This window comes from Opitutus sp. GAS368, assembly GCF_900104925.1.
Classification (GTDB): Bacteria; Verrucomicrobiota; Verrucomicrobiia; order Opitutales; family Opitutaceae; genus Lacunisphaera.
The window spans coordinates 4055719-4073609 of sequence record NZ_LT629735.1 but is presented as its reverse complement, the minus strand read 5'-3'; the positions used below and the strand labels follow the sequence as shown (position 1 = coordinate 4073609).

The 17891-nt window shown below is 66.1% G+C and carries 20 protein-coding genes; 11 read left to right on the top strand and 9 right to left on the bottom strand.

Going from position 1 to position 17891, the window contains the following annotated elements:
• Positions 1-11 precede the first annotated feature (11 nt).
• From BLU29_RS17440 to coaD, 3 genes are all read right to left on the bottom strand, one after another.
• A complete protein-coding gene (locus BLU29_RS17440; RefSeq protein WP_091060660.1) occupies positions 12-1289 on the bottom strand; it encodes an MdtA/MuxA family multidrug efflux RND transporter periplasmic adaptor subunit in 1278 nt (425 codons plus the stop codon).
• A gap of 13 nt (positions 1290-1302) precedes the next feature.
• Positions 1303-1950, bottom strand: coding sequence for a TetR/AcrR family transcriptional regulator (locus tag BLU29_RS17435; protein WP_091060659.1), 648 nt, complete (start codon positions 1948-1950; stop codon positions 1303-1305).
• Positions 1951-2029: 79 nt separating this feature from the next.
• Complete coding sequence (gene coaD, locus BLU29_RS17430) at positions 2030-2512, bottom strand: pantetheine-phosphate adenylyltransferase (protein WP_091060656.1); 483 nt, start codon at positions 2510-2512, stop codon at positions 2030-2032.
• 199 nt (positions 2513-2711) lie between these two features.
• On the opposite strand from coaD, the gene pgsA reads away from it, so the two are divergent.
• Positions 2712-3314 (top strand): CDP-diacylglycerol--glycerol-3-phosphate 3-phosphatidyltransferase, encoded by a 603-nt coding sequence (gene pgsA, locus BLU29_RS17425; RefSeq protein ID WP_091060655.1) that lies wholly within the window; start codon positions 2712-2714, stop codon positions 3312-3314.
• A 2-nt stretch (positions 3315-3316) separates the two neighbouring features.
• The gene (locus tag BLU29_RS17420) at positions 3317-3835 is read left to right on the top strand and encodes a phosphatidylglycerophosphatase A (RefSeq protein ID WP_091060653.1); all 519 of its coding nucleotides are present in this window, start codon (positions 3317-3319) and stop codon (positions 3833-3835) included.
• Position 3836: 1 nt separating this feature from the next.
• Here the strand turns inward: BLU29_RS17420 and BLU29_RS17415 are convergent, their stop codons facing one another.
• The 4 genes from BLU29_RS17415 to BLU29_RS17400 all read right to left on the bottom strand — a co-directional run bounded on the left by BLU29_RS17415 (position 3837) and on the right by BLU29_RS17400 (position 6679).
• Positions 3837-4733 (bottom strand): hypothetical protein, encoded by an 897-nt coding sequence (locus tag BLU29_RS17415; protein WP_091060650.1) that lies wholly within the window; start codon positions 4731-4733, stop codon positions 3837-3839.
• Between the two features lie 11 nt (positions 4734-4744).
• The gene (locus BLU29_RS17410) at positions 4745-5257 is read right to left on the bottom strand and encodes a transcription termination/antitermination NusG family protein (RefSeq protein WP_091060648.1); all 513 of its coding nucleotides are present in this window, start codon (positions 5255-5257) and stop codon (positions 4745-4747) included.
• A 152-nt stretch (positions 5258-5409) separates the two neighbouring features.
• Positions 5410-5838, bottom strand: coding sequence for a type II 3-dehydroquinate dehydratase (locus tag BLU29_RS17405; protein WP_091060646.1), 429 nt, complete (start codon positions 5836-5838; stop codon positions 5410-5412).
• An 88-nt stretch (positions 5839-5926) separates the two neighbouring features.
• Entirely contained in the window at positions 5927-6679 is a 753-nt protein-coding gene (locus tag BLU29_RS17400) for a Nif3-like dinuclear metal center hexameric protein (protein ID WP_091060643.1), read from the bottom strand.
• Between the two features lie 370 nt (positions 6680-7049).
• Between BLU29_RS17400 and BLU29_RS17395 the strand changes: the two genes are divergently transcribed.
• Both BLU29_RS17395 and BLU29_RS17390 read left to right on the top strand, forming a co-directional pair.
• Positions 7050-7529, top strand: coding sequence for a cytidine/deoxycytidylate deaminase family protein (locus BLU29_RS17395; RefSeq protein ID WP_091060641.1), 480 nt, complete (start codon positions 7050-7052; stop codon positions 7527-7529).
• Positions 7530-7557: 28 nt separating this feature from the next.
• Complete coding sequence (locus BLU29_RS17390; protein WP_091060639.1) at positions 7558-8121, top strand: YqgE/AlgH family protein; 564 nt, start codon at positions 7558-7560, stop codon at positions 8119-8121.
• An 18-nt stretch (positions 8122-8139) separates the two neighbouring features.
• Here the strand turns inward: BLU29_RS17390 and BLU29_RS17385 are convergent, their stop codons facing one another.
• A complete protein-coding gene (locus tag BLU29_RS17385; RefSeq protein ID WP_091060636.1) occupies positions 8140-9435 on the bottom strand; it encodes a Xaa-Pro peptidase family protein in 1296 nt (431 codons plus the stop codon).
• Between the two features lie 180 nt (positions 9436-9615).
• On the opposite strand from BLU29_RS17385, the gene ykgO reads away from it, so the two are divergent.
• The 5 genes from ykgO (at position 9616) to BLU29_RS17360 (ending at position 12750) form a co-directional block, all read left to right on the top strand.
• Positions 9616-9741, top strand: a complete 126-nt coding sequence (gene ykgO / locus BLU29_RS17380) for a type B 50S ribosomal protein L36 (RefSeq protein ID WP_091060633.1) — start codon at positions 9616-9618, stop codon at positions 9739-9741.
• A 19-nt stretch (positions 9742-9760) separates the two neighbouring features.
• The gene (locus BLU29_RS17375) at positions 9761-10015 is read left to right on the top strand and encodes a type B 50S ribosomal protein L31 (RefSeq protein WP_091060630.1); all 255 of its coding nucleotides are present in this window, start codon (positions 9761-9763) and stop codon (positions 10013-10015) included.
• Between the two features lie 169 nt (positions 10016-10184).
• Entirely contained in the window at positions 10185-10835 is a 651-nt protein-coding gene (locus BLU29_RS17370) for an HAD-IB family phosphatase (protein WP_091060627.1), read from the top strand.
• Entirely contained in the window at positions 10832-12172 is a 1341-nt protein-coding gene (locus BLU29_RS17365; protein ID WP_091060624.1) for a putative Na+/H+ antiporter, read from the top strand. The genes BLU29_RS17370 and BLU29_RS17365 overlap by 4 nt, the downstream gene beginning before the upstream one ends.
• A gap of 110 nt (positions 12173-12282) precedes the next feature.
• A complete protein-coding gene (locus BLU29_RS17360; protein ID WP_091060621.1) occupies positions 12283-12750 on the top strand; it encodes a transposase in 468 nt (155 codons plus the stop codon).
• 101 nt (positions 12751-12851) lie between these two features.
• On the opposite strand, the gene BLU29_RS17355 is transcribed toward BLU29_RS17360, so the two are convergent.
• Complete coding sequence (locus BLU29_RS17355) at positions 12852-14120, bottom strand: Glu/Leu/Phe/Val dehydrogenase (protein WP_231962271.1); 1269 nt, start codon at positions 14118-14120, stop codon at positions 12852-12854.
• A gap of 148 nt (positions 14121-14268) precedes the next feature.
• Between BLU29_RS17355 and BLU29_RS17350 the strand changes: the two genes are divergently transcribed.
• Positions 14269-15648 (top strand): hypothetical protein, encoded by a 1380-nt coding sequence (locus tag BLU29_RS17350; RefSeq protein ID WP_157693971.1) that lies wholly within the window; start codon positions 14269-14271, stop codon positions 15646-15648.
• A 149-nt stretch (positions 15649-15797) separates the two neighbouring features.
• Positions 15798-17816: an excinuclease ABC subunit UvrB gene (uvrB, locus tag BLU29_RS17345; protein ID WP_091060613.1), complete on the top strand. Its 2019-nt coding sequence runs from the start codon at positions 15798-15800 to the stop codon at positions 17814-17816.
• Positions 17817-17891: the final 75 nt, after the last annotated feature.

The following is a 17891-nucleotide window of genomic DNA, read 5'->3' as shown; positions in this document are numbered from 1 at the left end:
GGCGGACCGGCTTAGTGGGACGGGTTCGTGCTGCCGTCGGCGGGCCGCTTGCCGGTCCGCGGGCCGCCCTTGGCGGCGGCCGGCACCCCGGTATCACGGCTGACCAGTTCGACGGCAGCGCCATCCTTGAGCTTGTCCACGCCGTCAACCACGACGACGTCGCCGGGCTGCAGGCCCTTGTTGATCACGATCTGGCCCTTTTCCGAGGGACCCGTCTCGACGACGCGCACGGAGACGGTGTTGTTCGCGCCCACGACGTAGACGTAGGTTCCCACGGTGCCGCGCTGGACGCCGGCGGTCGGGATGACGGTGACGCCCTTGAGTTCATCGACGACCAGCTGGACATTCACGAACTGGTTGGGGAAGAGGGTTTCGTCGGTGTTGTCGAATTCCGCGCGGAGCTTCACGGTGCCCGTGGCCGGGTCGATCTGGTTGTCGACCGTCGCGAGCTTGCCGGCGGCGAGGCGCGTGCGGCCGTCGCGATCGAAGGCCTCGACCTGCATCGTCTCGCCGGTGCCGAAGCGCTTCATGACCTTGAGCACCGAGTCCTGCGGGATGGAGAACAGCACGGTGATCGGGTGAAGCTGGGTGATGACGGCGATGCCACCGGCGTCGGAGGCGTGGACGATGTTGCCCAGGTCGACATTGCGCAGGCCGATGCGGCCGGGGATGGGCGCAGTGATGTGGGCGTAGCTGAGCTGCAGGGCGGCGCTGGCCACCTGGGCCTGGTCGACCTTCAGGGCGGCCTCATACTGGCGGACGAGGGCGGCCTGGGTTTCCACCTGCTGTTCGGCCACGGAGTCCTGCGCCAGCAGGGTCTGGAAACGCTTGAGGTCGACGCGGGCGTTTTCGAGCAGGGCGTTGTCCTTGGCCTGCTGGGCCTCGGCCTGCATCTTCTGGACTTCGAACGGCCGCGGATCCAGCTCCGCCAGCGGGGCGCCCGCCTCGACCGTCTGGCCTTCCTTGAAAAAGAGCTTCTGGAGCTCGCCATCCACGCGGCTGCGCACGGTGGCGGTGCTCACGGGAGTGACGGTGCCCAGCGAGACCAGGCGCACGTCGAGGTCGGCCGTGCGGGCCGGCTCGGCCGTCACCGGCATGGGGCCGCCGGCGGCGCCGCGGCCCGCGGCGGCCGGCTTGGTGAACGGCCGCACGAAGAGCGCATAAGCCACGGCCAGGCCGACGATGGTCAAAAGGGTCCAGCGAAGCCAATGGCGGCGGGGCGCTGATCCGCCGGCAAGGCCGGCATCCGCGGGTGGAACGAGGGGTGAAACGGGAGGCTGCATGGGCATGAGGGGAAGGGGGTCAGGCGGGGGAACGGGCGGCGGGTGCCGGGATGGACTGGCCGTCGTCCAGACCCGCGACAAGGGCCCGCACGATCGGTTCGACCATGGCCCGCGGGTCGCCAAATGGCTCGTTGGCCAGCATCCATGGCAGGATGAAAGGTGCGCTGGCGAGCAGGATCATCCGGCTGCGGACCTTCACGGCGGCATTGGCCAGGCTGCCCGGGCCGGCCTCACCCGCGAGAATGGCCACGATGCGGGTCTCGATCAGGTCGAGCAGTTCCCGGCGCAATTTCTGATGCTCGCGGGCGACGGCGAGATCGAGCTCGAAGAGCATTGGCGTGCGCTTCATTTTCCGGCGGACCGTGTCGATGTTTGCGCGAAACAGCGCGATCAGGCGGTCGGACACGCGGGGGCCGGCCGTCGCCACCGCCGCGTCGCAGACCGCGAGCAGGGTGGTGCGTTCCGCGACCGCCACGGCGCAACCGATGGCCAGCTTGCTTTCGTAGAACCGGTAAAGGTTGGCGGCCGACATGCCGCTGGTCCGGGCGATGTCCTGCATGGCGGTCTTGGCGTAGCCGAACTGCCGGAACAGCTCCCGGGCGGAGGCCACGATGCGCGCGCGGGTCTCCTCCTGGCCTGAATCCTGAATATTCTGTTTAATATTCACGGCGGTAGGACGCCGGGCACCCGCCGGCGGTTACATCCGGGAATTCGCGCCGGGTGCGGTAGCCCAACCCGGCGGACGCCTACTTCTTCGGGTAGGCCTTGCGCAAGGCCTGCGCCACGTTGGCGGGGACGAACTTCCGGACGTCGCCGCCGAGCTTGGCGATCTGCTTGACCAGCGAGGAGCTGGTGTAGCTGTAGGACTCGTTCGGCATGACGAAAATCGTCTCCACCTTCGGCTCGAGGTGGCGGTTCATCAGCGCCATGTTGAACTCGAACTCGAAGTCGGAGAGGGCGCGCAGGCCGCGGATGATGGCCACGGCCTTCTCCTTGCGGGCGAACTCGACGAGCAGGCCGTCAAAGCTCGTGACGTCCACATTCGGCAGGCCGCGGAGGTTGGCGCGGATCAGTTCGACGCGCTTTTCGGGGCTGAACAGGGGCTTCTTGGTCGAGTCGATCGCGACCGCCACGCGCACGTGCTTGAAGAGCTTGGCGGCGCGTTGCAGCACGTCGAGGTGGCCGTTGGTAAACGGATCGAAGGTTCCGGGGTAGATGCAGAGTTTCATGCGGCGGACCGGAATGAGGATTGCAGGGCACCAAGGGATGGCGAGGAAGTTTTGTGTCAAAGTGGAGGGATTGTAGGGCGGGATCACCGCATCCCGCCTCGAAGGTGATAGCGTCTTCGAACCAAGGCGGGATGCGGTGATCCCGCCCTACAATAATCAATGGATTGCCAAGGTTGCGGGGGTTGTCTGGACTGCGCGGGTGAAGTTCACCCTGCCCAACGTCCTGACCATTTCACGCGTCCCGATGATGTTTGTCATCGTGGCCCTGATGTATTCGGACTGGCACGGGGCGGCCACGTGGGCGTTCTGGTTGTTCATTGCCGCGGCCCTGACGGACTGGCTCGACGGCCTGCTCGCGCGCCAGGCGAACCAGGTCTCCTCCTTCGGCCGGTTCATGGACGCGGTCATCGACAAGGTCATGGTCATCGGCCTGATGATCGCCCTGGTGAACGGCGGTTACTTCGAGGGCTACCGCATCACCGCCATGCTGCTGCTGTTGCTGATCATCGCGCGTGAGTTCACCATTTCCGGCCTGCGCATGGCGGCGGCCACCCGGGGCCTCGTGGTCGAGGCCGACGCCGGCGGCAAGGTGAAGACCTTCGTGCAACTCAACGCCATCGGCTGGCTGCTCGGTGCGCGGATGTTCGCCCGGGATTTCAGCGACCTGTTCACCGGCAGCGAGGACACCATGGTCCGGGTGGTGCACTGGGGCGGCCTGGGCCTTTACGTGCTGTCGGCCGTGCTGACCGTCACCTCCGGCTACGCCTACTTCCGGCGGCACGGGCACGTGGTGAAGGACTGAACATGGAACTGCCGGAACCCCGCTGGCCGCGGCTCTTCTCCACCCGGTTTGTCTGCACGGTGGCCACGCTGGGCCCGATCGGCGCGCGGCTGCCGGCCCCGGGCACGTGGGGGTCGCTGGCGGGGCTGGGCTATTTCGTGCTGGTTTTCCGGCACGCGCGCTGGGAGGTGATCTTTGCCTGGACCGTGCTGCTCAGTTATTTCGCGGTCGCGTTTTGCGGCGACGCGGCGCGCCGGATGGGCCGGACCGATCCGGGCGAGGTGAACCTCGACGAGTTCGTGGTGATGCCGCTGGTGTTCCTCGGCTGGCGCGCGGGGTATGCGGCCAGCCTGCCGGAATGGGTGGGGCTGCTCGCCGGTTTCGGGCTGTTCCGCTTCTACGACATCCTCAAGCCGCTCGGCATTGCGCGGCTGCAAAGCTGGCCGGGCGGCTGGGGCATCGTGGTGGATGATTTCGTCGCCGCGCTGGCGGCGTGCGGCACGCTGCACCTCGGCGCGGCGCTCTGGGTGTGGCTGCGCTGAATCAGCGCGCCTTGCCGCCCATCGTCCGCTCGCGGATGTTTTCGAGCACCTGGCGGAAGGTGATCTCCGCCCGCACCCGGGTGTTCAGGCCGAAGTCGTAGCCGTCCGGCCCCCACGACGAGCGCACCCCGAGGCCGACGATCCACTGGGTCTTGAAGTTGAAGGTGTATTTCTTGGGCACATACCACAGGACGCTGGGCTGCAGGTTGACGAACTGGTGCGACTCGTCGCCAATGAGGGTGGTCGTGGTGTAGGTGGCGGAGAGCGTCCACTTGAACTGGCCGAGGTCGTAGACCGCGCCGCCGGTGAACGAGGCGGAGTTGTCATGCGGTTCGTTCTTGCCGAAGGTGCCCGGGGAGGAGCTGGGCGTGATGAGGTCGAGGCCCACGCTGGCGAACGTGGTGAGCTTGGCGTTGCGCCGCGAGTGCCGCTGGATCGTCAGGCTCGGCTGGTAGTGATTCACGCCGTCGGTCATGTCGAGCGGCGGGGTGCCGTGAGGGTGGGAAAAGTCAAACGACACGCTGGCCTCGTGCTGCGGCCGGAGCCAGTCCTTGAAGACGTATTTGGTGCCCAGCCGCAGTTCACCGATGCCGTTGCCCGGGTTGGCGCCGCCCAGCCGGTGGTTGATATAGGTGTCGGCTTCGACGCTCACCTCGAAATCGTCGTTCAGCGCCCAGCGCAGGCCCATGTCGGTCCGCAGGTAGTCCCGGCGGATCAGGTCGCTGACATGGGGATGAAAGATCAGCTTGATCGTGCCCGGGGGATCCAGGTTGGGCAGCTGGAAGTCGAACAGCCCCCGGACCCGCGGCGGCTCCGGCGCGGGGCTGACCGCGGAGGAGGTCTGGGCCTGCGTGGCGGCGAGGCCGAGCAGGAAGAGGAGGATCTGGCGGCGGAGCATGAAGGAGGGGCTCAGGGCAAAAGCTGCAGGCTTTCGAGCGGCAAACGCACGAGCAGGCCCTGCTGCAACACGTCCACTGACACCACAATGCCCTGCGGGTTCGCGGGGTTGTCCACGTAGCCCTCGAGGCCGTGCAGCGGGCCGCCCTGCACGCGGACATGGGTGCCCTTGCGGACCAGGGGATGGATGGCGGCCTCGAAGCCGGAGGCGCAGATGACTTTCACGTCCTCCAGCTGACGGAGGAAGATTTCCTCGTTCTCGACCAGCATGGCCCGGACCAGCAGGTCCTGCTGGTAGATGCGGTCCTTGCGGGCGGGCTCGAGCCGGGCGAACACGTAGCCGGCGAAGAGCGGCTTGGTGAAGGTCTTCTTCTGCGTGCCGTAGCGGCGCACGCTCTGGATGAGCGGCAGGTAGTGCGCGAACTGCTCGCGCGCCATCAGATCGTCGAATTTCTTCTCGCAGCGCGGCTTCGTGTGGCAGGCGAACCAGCGCGGGCCGGCGAAATCAGGCAGGTGCTGGCCCATTACGAAAGCGGGTGTTGTGGGGCAACGGCCACCGTCCACCCGCTGTCATTCTGAGCGCAGCGAAGAATCCATGCGTTTACTGGTGATATCATGTTCGATGCCGTGGATTCTTCACTGCGTTCAGAATGACAATACGGTGCCGGCCCATGCGTTCAGATCTTCGCGAGGAGCTGCAGCGCCTCGCCGTAGCCGGGGAACCCCTTGCCGGAGATCATGGCAACGCAGGCGCCGGCCGTCATGGACTTATGCCGGAATTTCTCGCGCTTCCTGATGTCAGAAATGTGGACCTCGACGGCGGGCAGGCCCGAAGCCTTGAGGGCGTCGTGCAGGGCGATGCTGGTGTGGGAGTAGGCGCCGAAGTTGACGATGAAGGCGTCGATCCCGCGGTCGGTGAGGGCGTGGATCCGGTCCACCAACGCGCCTTCGTGGGCCGACTGGAAGAACACGGTCGCGAAACCGAGGCTCTTCGCCTCGGCGCGGATGAGCTTCTCCAGATCCTTGAGGGTGGCGGTGCCGTAGATCTCCGGCTCGCGCTTGCCGAGCCGGTCGAGGTTGGGGCCGTGCAGGATGGCGATTTTCATCGGAAAACGACTTTACACGAAGAACGCAAAGGAAGTGAAGCAACCTCAAAGCATGTCTTGGTGATCTTTGCGTCCTTGGGGTGGAAAATCACAAGGGGTTCTCCGTTTCGATGAATTCCCAGGGCAGGTGGAATTTTTTGGCCAGCTCGGCCGCCAGGGCTTTCACCCCGTGCACCTCGGTGGCGTAGTGACCGCAGCAGATGAGATTGAGCCGGTGCTCCTGGGCGTAGTTGAACCATTCCTCGCGGAGCTCGCCCGTGATAAGCGTGTCGACGCCGGCGGCGACGAGCTGGGGCACGGCGCTGTTGCCGCTGCCGCTGCAGAACGCGACCTGCTTCGGGGCGGCGGGGCCGCAGTCGAGACTGATGACGCGCGGGTAGAGCTCCTCGAGGCGGGCGCAGAGCTGGGAGCGCTTGAGCTTGTTGGGCGCGATCCAGCCGATGAACTCACCCTCGTGCGGCAGGAACCGGCGCCTGGGTTTCAGGCCGAGCTGGCGGGCGAGGAGGACGTTGTTGCCGAGCTCCTCGTGGGCGTCGAGCGGCAGGTGGCTGGAGTAGACGGCGCAGTTGCCGCGCACGAGGGCGGCGAAGCGGCTGTAGACCGAGCCGGTCAGCGGCTGGACGCCGCTCCAGAACAGGCCGTGGTGCACGAGGAGGAAATCCACGCCCCGCTCGGCGGCGCGCTCGAACGGCACCAGCCCCGCGTCCACCGCCGCGCCGATGCGGGTCACGCGGCCGTCGTTGGCCACCTGCAAGCCGTTGTGCGCGCCCGGAAAGTCCCGGAAGGCCGGGCGGCGGGTGCGTTTGTCGCAATAATCGACGAGTTGCTGGAGCGAAGCCATGCCGCAGGTTGAGGGGCGGGGATGCGGCGCGCAAGCCGGGGGTGAGTTCATGTGCCGGAGACGGGACCATCAGTCCCGCTTTGCAGAGTTGGTCCGAGAGTTGGAGGCGGGGCCATCAGCCCCGCGAGGCATGAGCACCGAAGCCAGGCGTCGAAGCCATCAACTCGCGGGACTGATGGTCCCGCCTCCATTGCACAGACGTCTTTTGCTTGGGAGGGCTGGTCTCCGCACCAGCCGCAGCCGGCCCGGAGACCGGCCTTCCATCGCCAATCAGCGGGGCTGATGGCCCCGCCTCCATTGTTGTTCCCGGGTTCGCGGCCGCGGACGTTTACGGGTTGCCAGACGGCAGCCGCTTCCCACCGTTGGGGTCATGGCAGCTGGCAAGAAGCAGAACCCGATCGACCTCATCGCGCAGGCCACCGAGGCCTTCCCCCACCGGCCGAGCTGGGACGAGTATTTCATGGCCACGGCCAAGCTCATCGCGTCGCGATCCAACTGCGAGCGGCTCACTGTCGGCTGCGTCATCGTCACGGCCGGTGACCGCAAGAACCGGCTGGTCGCCGCCGGCTACAACGGCTGGCTCCCGGGCACGCCGCACGCCTCGCGGATGCGCGACGGCCACGAGCAGGCGACGGTCCACGCCGAGCAGAACGCCATCGCCGATGCCGCGCGCCGCGGCTCGAGCGTCGACGGCTGCACGGCCTATGTGACGCACTACCCGTGCATCAACTGCGCCAAGATCCTGGCGGCCGCCGGCATCGCCGAGGTCAAGTATCACCAGGACTACCACAACGATCCGCTGGTGCGCCCCATCCTCAAGGACGCCGGGGTGAAAATCAGCAAGCTCTGAGGGCGCAGCATCCGCTCCGGGTCTCCCCATGAAGGAACGCCGCACCGCGCGGAAAGCCGAGAGCCTCGCCGGCCAGCTGCTGCTGGCGCACCCGGCGCTGCGCGACCCGAATTTCAAGCGCACCGTCATCCTCCTGTCCGCGCACAGCGGCGACGGGTCGATGGGTGTCGTGCTGAACCGGCCGCTGGACAAGCAGCTGGGCGAAGTGAACGCCGGGTTCGCGTTCGGCCCGCTGGCCGGGGTGCCGGTCTACGCCGGCGGCCCGGTCGAGCCCGGGCAGCTCGTCATCGTTTCGTGGCAGTGGCTGGAGGCCGACCATGCCTTCCAATTGCACTTCGGCCTCGAGCCGGACAAGGCCCTGGAGTTGGTCGGGTCGCCCGGCGTGACTCTCCGGGCCTTCCTGGGCTACGCCGGCTGGAGCAAGGGGCAGCTCGAAAACGAGCTGAAGCACGACACCTGGTTGGTTTCCGCGGTCGAGGGTGAGATGCTCGGCCAGAGCGACGGCGTCGCGCTCTGGCGGCAGATTTTGGGGTCGATCGATCCGGAACTGAAGCTGATGGCGGACGAGCCCGATGATCCGTCCGTAAACTGAGCGGGGATGGCGTCCGGCTCAACCGAACGGCCGGTCGAGCGACGGGCTTTGCGGCGTGAAGAACTCCGCCCCGTGTTCGGTGATGTGCAGGCAGTCCTCCAGACGGATGCCGAACTCGCCGTAGATGGCGATGGTCGGCTCGTCGCTGAAGCACATGCCCGGCTGGATGGGGGTCTGGTTGCCGCGGACGAAGTTGGTCCACTCGTGGTAATCGAGGCCGATGCCATGTCCGGTGCGGTGCGGCAGGCCGGGCAGCCGGTAGTCCGGCCCGAAGCCCGCCTTGGTGATGACCGCCCGCGCGGCCGCGTCGACGCTCTCGCAGGGCGCGCCGATCTTGACCGCCGCAAACGCCGCGTCCTGCGCCTCGCGCTCGAGGTTCCAGATGTCGCGCTGGCGCTGGGTCGGCCGGCCGAAGACAAAGGTGCGCGTGATGTCCGACTGGTAGCCGTCCAGGGTGCAGCCGCCGTCCATCAGGATGACGTCGCCCTCATGGAGCACCTGCGGCGTGATGCTGCCGTGGGGGAAGGCGGTGAACTTGCCGAAACTGCAGAAGATGCCGCCCTCGGCGCCGCCCAGCGTGGCGAGGGCCGCGGCGCAGTTGCCGGCGAACTCCTGCTGCGGCATGCCCTCGCGCACCGTGAGCCAAGTGGCGCGGTAGGCGGCGAGCGTGATTTCGTTGGAGCGCTTGAGCAGCGCGATCTCCGCGGGCGACTTGAACATCCGGCAACCGGCGGTGACCGGGTCGGCGCTCACGTAGTCGAAAGCCGGCGCCTCGCGGCGGATGCCGTCGAACAGGAAGAACCGCACACGCTCCTCCATGCCGATCCGGCCGGAGCGGAGGCCGCGGTCGTGGAAAATCTCCGCCACGCGCCGGTAGGGGCTCTCGTCCTCCTCCCAGGTGCGCACGTCGCCGCCGGGCTTGATGAGTTCGCGAGCGCGTTCCTCCTCGAACTTGGGGCAGACGTAGGCCGGCTCGCCGGTCGCGGGGATGACCACGGCGAACATGCGCTCGCTGTTGCCCCACCTGATGCCCGTGAAGTAATAAAAGCTGGAGCCCGGCTCGAGGTAGATGGCGCCGATCTTGTGCTCGGCCATCAGCTGTTGGGCCCGGGCGATGCGGGTGCGGCGCTCGTCGAGGCTGATGGGGGCGACGCCGTCAGTCATGCGCCGCAGGGCACGGATGGGCTCGGGCAACGTGGCCTGGCCCGTTGGCGCGCTGATCATGTTCTGGGCATGGGCGACCGGGGCGCCCAGGAAAGCCACCCCGGCGGCACCGGCGGAGAGGCGGATGAATTCTCTGCGGTCAAGGCACATGGGATATAGGGTTAGGGTGAGACTGCCGGGCCGGCCGGGGAAGACGAGTCCTAATAGACGCAGGCAGGGCAGTTTACGCGTCCGGCGGCGGTTTGGTCCGGGCGTCCGATCGATTAAAAACGGCCGCCAAATCTTTTCCTTTGACAGGGTAGGCCGCCGCCATCTTCTTCCTTAGTTTTTATGAAAGTCGTCTCCTCCATCAAATCCGCCAAGATGCGTCACCCGGCCTGCCAGGTCGTCCGGCGCAAGGGCAAGATCTACGTCATCAACAAAGTCGAACCGCGTTACAAGGCGCGCCAAGGCTAATTAAATCCCCCCTTTTACCGTGAAGACCGAAGGCCATCCCGTCCTCAACCACGTCTGTTTCCTCGACATCGGAACAGGCAAGAAATTCCTGACCAAGTCCACGATGAAGTCCGCCCGCACCGAGAAGATCGACGGCCAGGATTATTTCGTCATCGTGCGCGACGTCACCATGGACTCGCATCCCGCCTACACCGGCGAGAAGCGCATGGTCGACACCGCCGGCCGCGTGGAGAAGTTCACCACGAAGTTCAAGCGCGCCACCAAGGTCAAGTAAGCCGGCTTCCCGCCCGCTTCCCGAAGCCCTCCCGTCGCGGAGGGCTTTTTTATTGTCACAGAGAACACGGAGATGAGCACAGAGTTCACGGAGGGATGCCCCAAGCCAGATAGGCTAATCTTTCGGCTTTTCTCTCTGTGCGCTCTGTGTCGGAGTCTCGGTGCCCTCTGTGACAAAATCACCCAAACTGGTCATCTTCGATTGCGATTCGACGCTCAGTGCCATCGAGGGCATTGACGAGCTGGCGCGGGTGCGCGGCCCGCAGGTGTTCGCCGCGGTCGAGGCCATGACGACCGCCGCCATGGAGGGCAAAATCGCCGTGGAGGATGTCTTTGCCCGCCGGCTGGCCATCATCCGGCCGCGCCGCGCGGATGTCGCCGCCGTGGGCCGCTTGTATGTGGAGCGGGTTGAACCCACCGCCTTGGCGACCATCGTCGAGCTCAAGGCCGCCGGCTGGACCCCGCTGATCCTGAGTGGGGGCTTCCGGCCGATCATCGCGCCGCTGGCGGCGCATCTCGGCATCGCCCGGGTCGAGGCGGTGGACCTGTTTTTCGACGCGGCGGGCAACTACACCGGCTACGACGACAAATTCCCCACGACCCGCTCCGGGGGCAAACCCGAGCTGATCACCGGGCTCAAGCGCGAGCTGACGCCGGCTCGCGTCGTGATGGTGGGCGACGGGGTCAGCGACCTCGAGACCAAGCCCGTGGTGGATCTCTTCGTCGGTTTCGGCCGCTACACGCCGCGCGCCAAGGTGAAGGCCGGGGCGCACGCCTTCATCAACAGCCTGGCGGAGCTGCCGGCCTTGCTTCAGGGATGAGCTTCCCGCGCGAGCTCTCCGCCTACGCCGACCCGGCCCATGCCGGGATGTGGGAGGTGATCCAGTCGCGCGCCGCGGCCGAACCGTTCAACGTGGCGGTGACGGCGATCTTCGCCCTGGCCGTGCTGCACACTTTTTTCTGCCCGAAACTGACGCACGCGGCGCATGCCGCCCCCAAGGGCAGCCCCCGCGCCCGGATGCTGCACGTGCTGGGCGAGGTGGAGATGGTGTTCGGCCTGTGGGTGGTGGTCCTGGCGGCGGCTTTTCTCTGGGCCAAGGGTCCCGGTGCCTTGGGGCAGTATTTCGGCAGTGTCAGCTTTACCGAACCGTTGTTTGTCATCGTCATCATGGCGCTGGCCTCGACCCGGCCGGTCATGCGGCTGGCCGAGCAAAGCCTGCGCCGGGTGGCCGCGCTCGGCGGCGGCCGGCCGGTGGCGTGGTGGCTTTCCATTTTGACGGTCGCGCCGCTGCTGGGCTCGTTCATCACCGAGCCGGCGGCGATGACGATCGCGGCGCTGCTGCTGGCGAAACAATTCTATGACCTGCGGCCGTCGCCCAGGCTGATGTATGCGACGCTCGGGCTGCTCTTCGTCAACATCTCGATCGGCGGCACGCTCACGCACTTCGCCGCCCCCCCCGTGCTGATGGTCGCCGCAGCGTGGGGCTGGGACATCGCCTACATGTTCACCCATTTCGGCTGGCACGCCGTCGCAGGCATCCTGCTGTCCAACGTCGTTTATCTGCTGGTGTTCAAATCCGAGCTGCTCGCGCTCCGGGCCCCGTCCACCGCGGACGGCGACGGGACGCGGGTGCCGGTCTGGGTGACCCTGGTGCACCTCCTGTTTCTCGGGTTCACGGTCTGGGCGGCACACCATCCCGCGTGGTTCATTCCCGGTTTTGGGCTCTTTCTCGGCTTCGTCCGGTTGACGGCCCGGCATCAGGACAAGCTGGCGTTTCGCAGCCCGTTGCTCGTGGGATTCTTTTTGGCCGGCCTGGTCGTCCACGGCGGCCTGCAAGGCTGGTGGATCGAGCCGGTGCTCGGCGGTCTCGGCCAGGCGCCGCTGTTTGTTGGGGCCACGATCCTGACGGCCTTCAACGACAACGCCCTCATCACCTACCTGGCCACGCTGGTGCCGAATTTCACCGAGGAGCTGAAGTTCGCCGTCGTGTCCGGCGCTGTCACCGGGGGCGGTCTCACGGTGATCGCCAACGCGCCGAATCCCGCGGGGCAGTCGATCCTGCAGCGTTATTTTCCCGACGGCGTGTCGCCGCTCGGCCTGCTGCTCGGGGCGCTCGTGCCGACCCTGCTCGTGGCATTTTCGTTCATGGTGCTGTGATTGGAGGCGGGACTATCAGTCCCGCGAGATGCGAGCAATAATCTGGAGGCGGGGCCATCAGCCCCGCTATATCACTGTCAGCGAGGATCGGGCCGTCCCAGCAGCCGCTTATGCATCTTCCCCATCTTCCGGCCTTTCAGAGGACGCCCATCCTGTTCCTGACCGTTTGCACGCGAGGGCGGCAGCTACTGCTGGCCGATCCCACGCCGCATGGGATACTGCATGACGTCTGGACCCGGTCGGCCGACCTGAACGGGTGGTTTGTCGGACAATACATGCTGATGCCCGACCATGTGCATTTGTTCGCCCAAGCGGGCGCAGAGGCCCTGCCGTTGGCTGTTTGGACGCGGACTTGGAAATCGATTTCAGCCACCCGCATCAACCGGAGCATTGGTTGCAGTGGTGCCATGTGGCAGCCGGATTATTTCGACCGCTATCTTCGCTCGCTGGAGGATTACAGGCAAAAATGGGAATACGTTGCCCAGAATCCCGTGCGCAAGGGGTTGGTGGCGAATGCCGACGACTGGCCATACCGCGGATTAATACATGATTTGTGGCATCGTGCCTCGCGGGGCTGATGGCCCCGCCTCCATTGGGAGCTGATATTTCCGCGCAGGTGATAACCAGCGGGACTGATAGTCCCGCCTCCAGTCAAAACCGAGCGGTCTGAGCCCGCGCCTTACGGAAACAGCCCGCGCTTGGCCTTGGCCTCGGAGACCCGGGCGATGCCGAGCACGAGCGCGGCGGTGCGGCGGCTGCAGTTGTATTTCTTCTGCGTCTCGTCGACCGAGGCCTTCGCCTTGGCCAGCATGCGGTGCAATTTGTCGAAGACCTCGTTCTTCGTCCAATAATAGTTCTGCAGGTTCTGCAGCCACTCGAAGTAGGAGACGATGACGCCGCCCGAGTTGCAGAGCACGTCGGGGATGATCTGGATGTCGCCGCGCTCGCTGAGGATCTGGTCGGCCTCGTTGGTGGTCGGGCCGTTGGCGCCCTCGGCCAGCAGGCGGCACTTGAGCTTGCGGGCGTTCTGCCCGGTGATGACGCGTTCCAGCGCGGCGGGAATGAGGACGGTGCAGGGCAGCTCGAGGAGCTGCTCGTTGGTGACGGACTCGCCGCCGGGGAAGCCCTGCAGGGATTTGTTCGCCGCGACGTAGGCGAGGGCGGCCTTGAGGTCGATGCCCTTGGGATTGTGGATGCCGCCGGTGAAGTCGGAGATGCCGGTGATCTCGGCGCCCCAGTGGTAGAGGGCGAGGGCGGTCTCGCTGCCGACGTTGCCGAAGCCCTGGATGACGACGGTGGTCTTCTCGGGCGGGATGCCCATGTCCTGCAGGTAGGCCTTCACGAACCACGCCACACCTTCACCAGTGGCCTCGCGGCGGCCGAGCGAGCCGCCGAGCGCAATCGGTTTGCCGGTGACGACGCCCGGATCATAGAAGCCCTTGTGGTTGGAATAGGTGTCCATCATCCAGCCCATGACCTGCTCGTTGGTGCCGACGTCAGGCGCCGGGATGTCGATGTTGGGCCCGATGAAGGGCGTGATCTCCTGCATGTAGCGGCGCGAGAGGCGTTCGAGCTCGGTCAGGGACATGTCGCGGGCGTTGACGACCACGCCGCCCTTGGCGCCGCCGTAGGGCAGGCCGACCAGCGAGCATTTCCAGCTCATCCACATGGCCAGCGCGGCGACCTCGCCGAGGGTGACGTCCTGGTGGAAGCGGATGCCGCCCTTGGCCGGACCGGTGGAGAGGTTGTGCTGCACGCGGTAGCCCTCGAAGATCTCGACCTTGCCGCTGTCCATGCGGACGGGCATCGAGACGATGACACAGCGGCGGGGGCGCTTGGTGCGTTCGCGGAGTCCGGCCTCCATGCCGAGGATGTCGGCGGCGGCGTCGAACTGGGTGCAGGCCTGCTGGAAGACAGGCGAATTGTAGATGGTTTCGTTAAGAGCCATGGGGATGGGGGCGGGGAGGCCCGTTGGTTTTGCCGCAGATTGCGTCATTCGGTGGCGTTTAGCAATTGGCATCGAATTCAATGAAACTATCTAATCACTAATGAAGTCTGCATGATTTATGGGGGCTCTCGGCCGATTTATCTCGTGGTTGACGCACAAGCTTATCTTTGGGGCGGTTCTGGCCGTGGTCGGCCTGGCCGGCTTTGGCTTTTGGGTCTACCTGCGCGATCAGGTGGATTTCGATGTGCGCCGGCTGGAGATCGTCCGGGCGCTCACCGGTGAAACGGCCAAGCTCCAAGCCGCGCTGTCCGATGTGGAGGCCCGCATGGCGGCGGCGCGCGTCGAGCTGGGCGCGCAGCAGGATCGCGCCGCCCAGGCCGCGAAGGTGGCGCGGGATCTGGAGGGCCTCAGCGGCGGGCTGAACCGGCTGACCACCGACGCGGCCCAATTGAAGGAGAACGACGAGCGGCGGGCGCGCATGAGGCAGATGGAGGCGGATTCGCTCAAGCGCGTCGCCGACCTGCAGGACGGCCTCAAGCGCACGCAGTGGGAAAAGGATGGCCTGGAGATCGCGCTCGGCCGGATGCAAATGCAGCTGAAGTCGGTCGAGGAGAACAAGTCCAAGGTGCTGCACTATGCCCGGGAGGCCTGGGCCCGGCACGGACCCTATGTGCTGCTGATCGTCGGGCTGTATTTCCTGGGGCCGCCGCTCGGCCGGGTCTTCCTCTACACGGTCTTCGCGCCGTTCGTGTCGGGACGGTCGCCGGTGTTGCTGGGGGCGGCGACGGAAGTGCTGCCCGAGATCACCGTGAGCCGCTCCTCCATGGATCTGACCCTGGGCCCGGGCGACACGCTGTGGGTGAAGGAGAAATTCCTGCAAGCCTCGGACGAGGGGCTGAACAAGCGGACCAAGACCGTGCTCGACTGGAGCATGCCGGTCACGTGCGTGGCGGCCGGACTCAGCGAACTCATCGAGATGCACAACCGCACGGACGCGGCGACCTACCGCGCGACCTTTTCCAGCAAGGAAAATCCCAACACCGAGCTGGTGCTGGTCTCCGTCCCGCCCGGGGCCTCGCTGGTCATGCGCCCGAGCTTCCTGGCCGGGGCGGTCGGGGTCGGCGGGGGAAAGGTGCGCATCCGGCGGCACTGGCGCCTGTTCAAGATGCAGTCGTGGGTCACCGGGCAGTTCCGTTATTTCGAGTTTGTCGGTCCCTGCCGCCTGCTGGTGGCCGGCAGCCGCGGGGTGCGCGCGGAGGTGCTGACCCCCATGCCGGGCAACCTGGCGCCGGCCCGGCGCACGAACCAGGACGCGACGATCGGTTTCACCCCGGGCCTGGCCTACCGGCCGGTGCGGGCCGAGACCTTCTGGGCGTATTTCCGCGGCATGAACCCGCTGTTCGACGACCTCTTCGAGGGGGAGGGCGTTTTCCTCTGCCAGGAAACCTCGGCCAAGGGCCCGCAGGAACAGGTGCGGAAATTCTGGGCCGCCCTGTGGGGCGGCGTGCTGCGGATCTTCGGGCTGTAGGATTATTCTTTCCTTGGAGGCGGGACTATCAGTCCCGCGAGTTACCGTCATCGAAGCTCAAGCCTCGCGGGGCTGCTAGCCCCGCCTCCACCCAAACGTTGCGAATCCTCCTAGCCTTTTCCGGTTTCCTGGCTTCTGAATATACCCGCATGCCGTTGTTCCAGCTCAAGTCCGACTACCAGCCGACGGGCGACCAGCCCGCGGCCATCGCGCAACTGGTGCGGTCATTCCGGGCGGGGAACAAGGACCAGACGCTGCTCGGCGTGACCGGCTCCGGCAAGACGTTCACCATGGCGAACGTCATCGCGCAGCTCGACCGGCCGGTGCTGATCATCTCGCACAACAAGACCCTCGCGGCGCAGCTCTACTCGGAGTTCAAGGGCTTCTTCCCGGAGAACGCCGTCGAATACTTCGTCAGCTACTACGACTACTACCAGCCCGAGGCCTATGTGCCGTCGAGCGACACCTTCATCGAGAAGGATTCCTCCATCAACGAGGAGATCGAGCGCCTGCGCATCTCCACGACCAGCTCGCTGGTGAGCCGGCGCGACGTGATTGTCGTGGCGAGCGTCTCGTGCATCTACGGCCTCGGCTCGCCCGAGGATTTCGCCGCGATGCGCATCGCCCTCGCGCGCGGCGGCAGTTTCAACCGCAACAAGTTCCTCGAGCGCCTGGTCGAGAACCTCTACGAACGGAACGACTACGAGCTGAAGCGCGGCGCGTTCCGCGTCCGCGGCGACACGGTGGACGTGATGCCGGCCTACCTGGAGCACGGCCTGCGGGTGGAGTTCTTCGGCGACGAGATCGAGGCGCTGACGGAATTCGAGCCCGTGAGCGGCGCCGTGCTGCGCAAGATCGAGCAGTTCGACCTCTACCCGGCCAACCAATACGTGACGACCAAGGGCCGGCTCGACAACGCCATCGCCGGCATCAAGCGCGAGCTCGACGAGCGGGTGGCCTTTTTCGAGAAGAACCAGCAATACCTCGAGGCCCAGCGCCTCCGCATGCGGACGAACTACGACCTCGAGATGCTGCAGGAGATGGGTTTTTGCAGCGGCATCGAGAACTACTCCGCGCACCTGACGGCGCGGAAGCCCGGCGACCGCCCGTTCTGCCTCATTGATTTCTTTCCGAAGGATTTCCTGCTGATGGTGGACGAGAGCCACGTGAGCATCCCGCAGATTGGGGGCATGTATAACGGCGACATCGCCCGCAAGAAGACGCTCGTGAACTTCGGCTTCCGGCTGCCCTCGGCGCTCGACAACCGGCCGCAGAGCTTCGCGGAGTTCCAGTCGATCACCGGCCAGACGCTCTACGTGTCGGCCACGCCGGCGGCGTTTGAGCTGGAGCGTTCCCAGGTCATCGCCGAGCAGGTCATCCGCCCGACCGGCCTGCTGGATCCGGAGATCACGCTGCGTCCGACCAAGGGTCAGGTCGAGGACCTGATCGGCGAGTGCCGCAAGGCGGTGGAGTCCGGCGAACGCGTGCTCGTGACCACGCTGACCAAGCGCCTCTCCGAGGACCTGACAACCTTCATGCGCGAATCGAAGATCCGGGTGGAATACCTGCACTCCGACATCGACGCCCTCGAGCGCGTCGAGATCCTCCGCAATCTCCGCCAGGGCAACTTCGACGTGCTCATTGGCATCAACCTCCTGCGCGAGGGCCTCGACCTGCCGGAGGTCGCGCTCGTCGCCGTGCTTGATGCCGACAAGGAGGGTTTCCTCCGCAGCGCCACCAGCCTGATGCAGACGGCCGGCCGCGCCGCGCGCCATGAGAAGGGCCGCGTCATTTTCTACGCCGACGTCGTGACCGAGTCGATTCGCCGGACCATTGACGAGGTGACGCGCCGCCGGGCAAAGCAGCTGGCCTACAACGCGGAGCATGGCATCACGCCGCGCAGCGTGAAGCGCGGCGTCCAGGCCAGTCTCCACACCTACGATGGCAGCGGCACGGAGGCGACGCTCGCCGTGGCCGAGTCGGCCGACGACGTGGCGGCGGTCATCGCCGAGCTGGAGGACGAGATGCAGGAAGCGGCCAACAAGCTGGAGTTCGAACGGGCCGCGCTGCTGCGCGACCAGATCAACTCGCTCAAATCGGGCGACTTCAAGACCACCGGCCGCACCGAGGCGGCCTACCCGGCCAACAAAAAGCGCCGGCCCAAGTAGCCGGCGCGGGGGGAATTCCACGGCGAGGTCGCCGTGGCTCCAAGGATCGTCTGGCTGGAGTGCGGGCGACCTCGC

Excerpts from the sequence above, each read along its gene's own strand:
- BLU29_RS17440 (WP_091060660.1), bottom strand. The coding sequence starts at position 1,289 with ATGCCCATGCAGCCTCCCGTTTCACCCCTCGTTCCACCCGCGGATGCC.
- coaD (WP_091060656.1), bottom strand. The coding sequence starts at position 2,512 with ATGAAACTCTGCATCTACCCCGGAACCTTCGATCCGTTTACCAACGGC.
- BLU29_RS17420 (WP_091060653.1), top strand. The coding sequence starts at position 3,317 with ATGGAACTGCCGGAACCCCGCTGGCCGCGGCTCTTCTCCACCCGGTTT.
- BLU29_RS17415 (WP_091060650.1), bottom strand. The coding sequence starts at position 4,733 with ATGCTCCGCCGCCAGATCCTCCTCTTCCTGCTCGGCCTCGCCGCCACG.
- BLU29_RS17410 (WP_091060648.1), bottom strand. The coding sequence starts at position 5,257 with ATGGGCCAGCACCTGCCTGATTTCGCCGGCCCGCGCTGGTTCGCCTGC.
- BLU29_RS17405 (WP_091060646.1), bottom strand. The coding sequence starts at position 5,838 with ATGAAAATCGCCATCCTGCACGGCCCCAACCTCGACCGGCTCGGCAAG.
- BLU29_RS17400 (WP_091060643.1), bottom strand. The coding sequence starts at position 6,679 with ATGGCTTCGCTCCAGCAACTCGTCGATTATTGCGACAAACGCACCCGC.
- BLU29_RS17395 (WP_091060641.1), top strand. The coding sequence starts at position 7,050 with ATGGCAGCTGGCAAGAAGCAGAACCCGATCGACCTCATCGCGCAGGCC.
- BLU29_RS17390 (WP_091060639.1), top strand. The coding sequence starts at position 7,558 with ATGAAGGAACGCCGCACCGCGCGGAAAGCCGAGAGCCTCGCCGGCCAG.
- BLU29_RS17385 (WP_091060636.1), bottom strand. The coding sequence starts at position 9,435 with ATGTGCCTTGACCGCAGAGAATTCATCCGCCTCTCCGCCGGTGCCGCC.
- ykgO (WP_091060633.1), top strand. The coding sequence starts at position 9,616 with ATGAAAGTCGTCTCCTCCATCAAATCCGCCAAGATGCGTCACCCGGCC.
- BLU29_RS17365 (WP_091060624.1), top strand. The coding sequence starts at position 10,832 with ATGAGCTTCCCGCGCGAGCTCTCCGCCTACGCCGACCCGGCCCATGCC.
- BLU29_RS17360 (WP_091060621.1), top strand. The coding sequence starts at position 12,283 with ATGCATCTTCCCCATCTTCCGGCCTTTCAGAGGACGCCCATCCTGTTC.
- BLU29_RS17355 (WP_231962271.1), bottom strand. The coding sequence starts at position 14,120 with ATGGCTCTTAACGAAACCATCTACAATTCGCCTGTCTTCCAGCAGGCC.
- uvrB (WP_091060613.1), top strand. The coding sequence starts at position 15,798 with ATGCCGTTGTTCCAGCTCAAGTCCGACTACCAGCCGACGGGCGACCAG.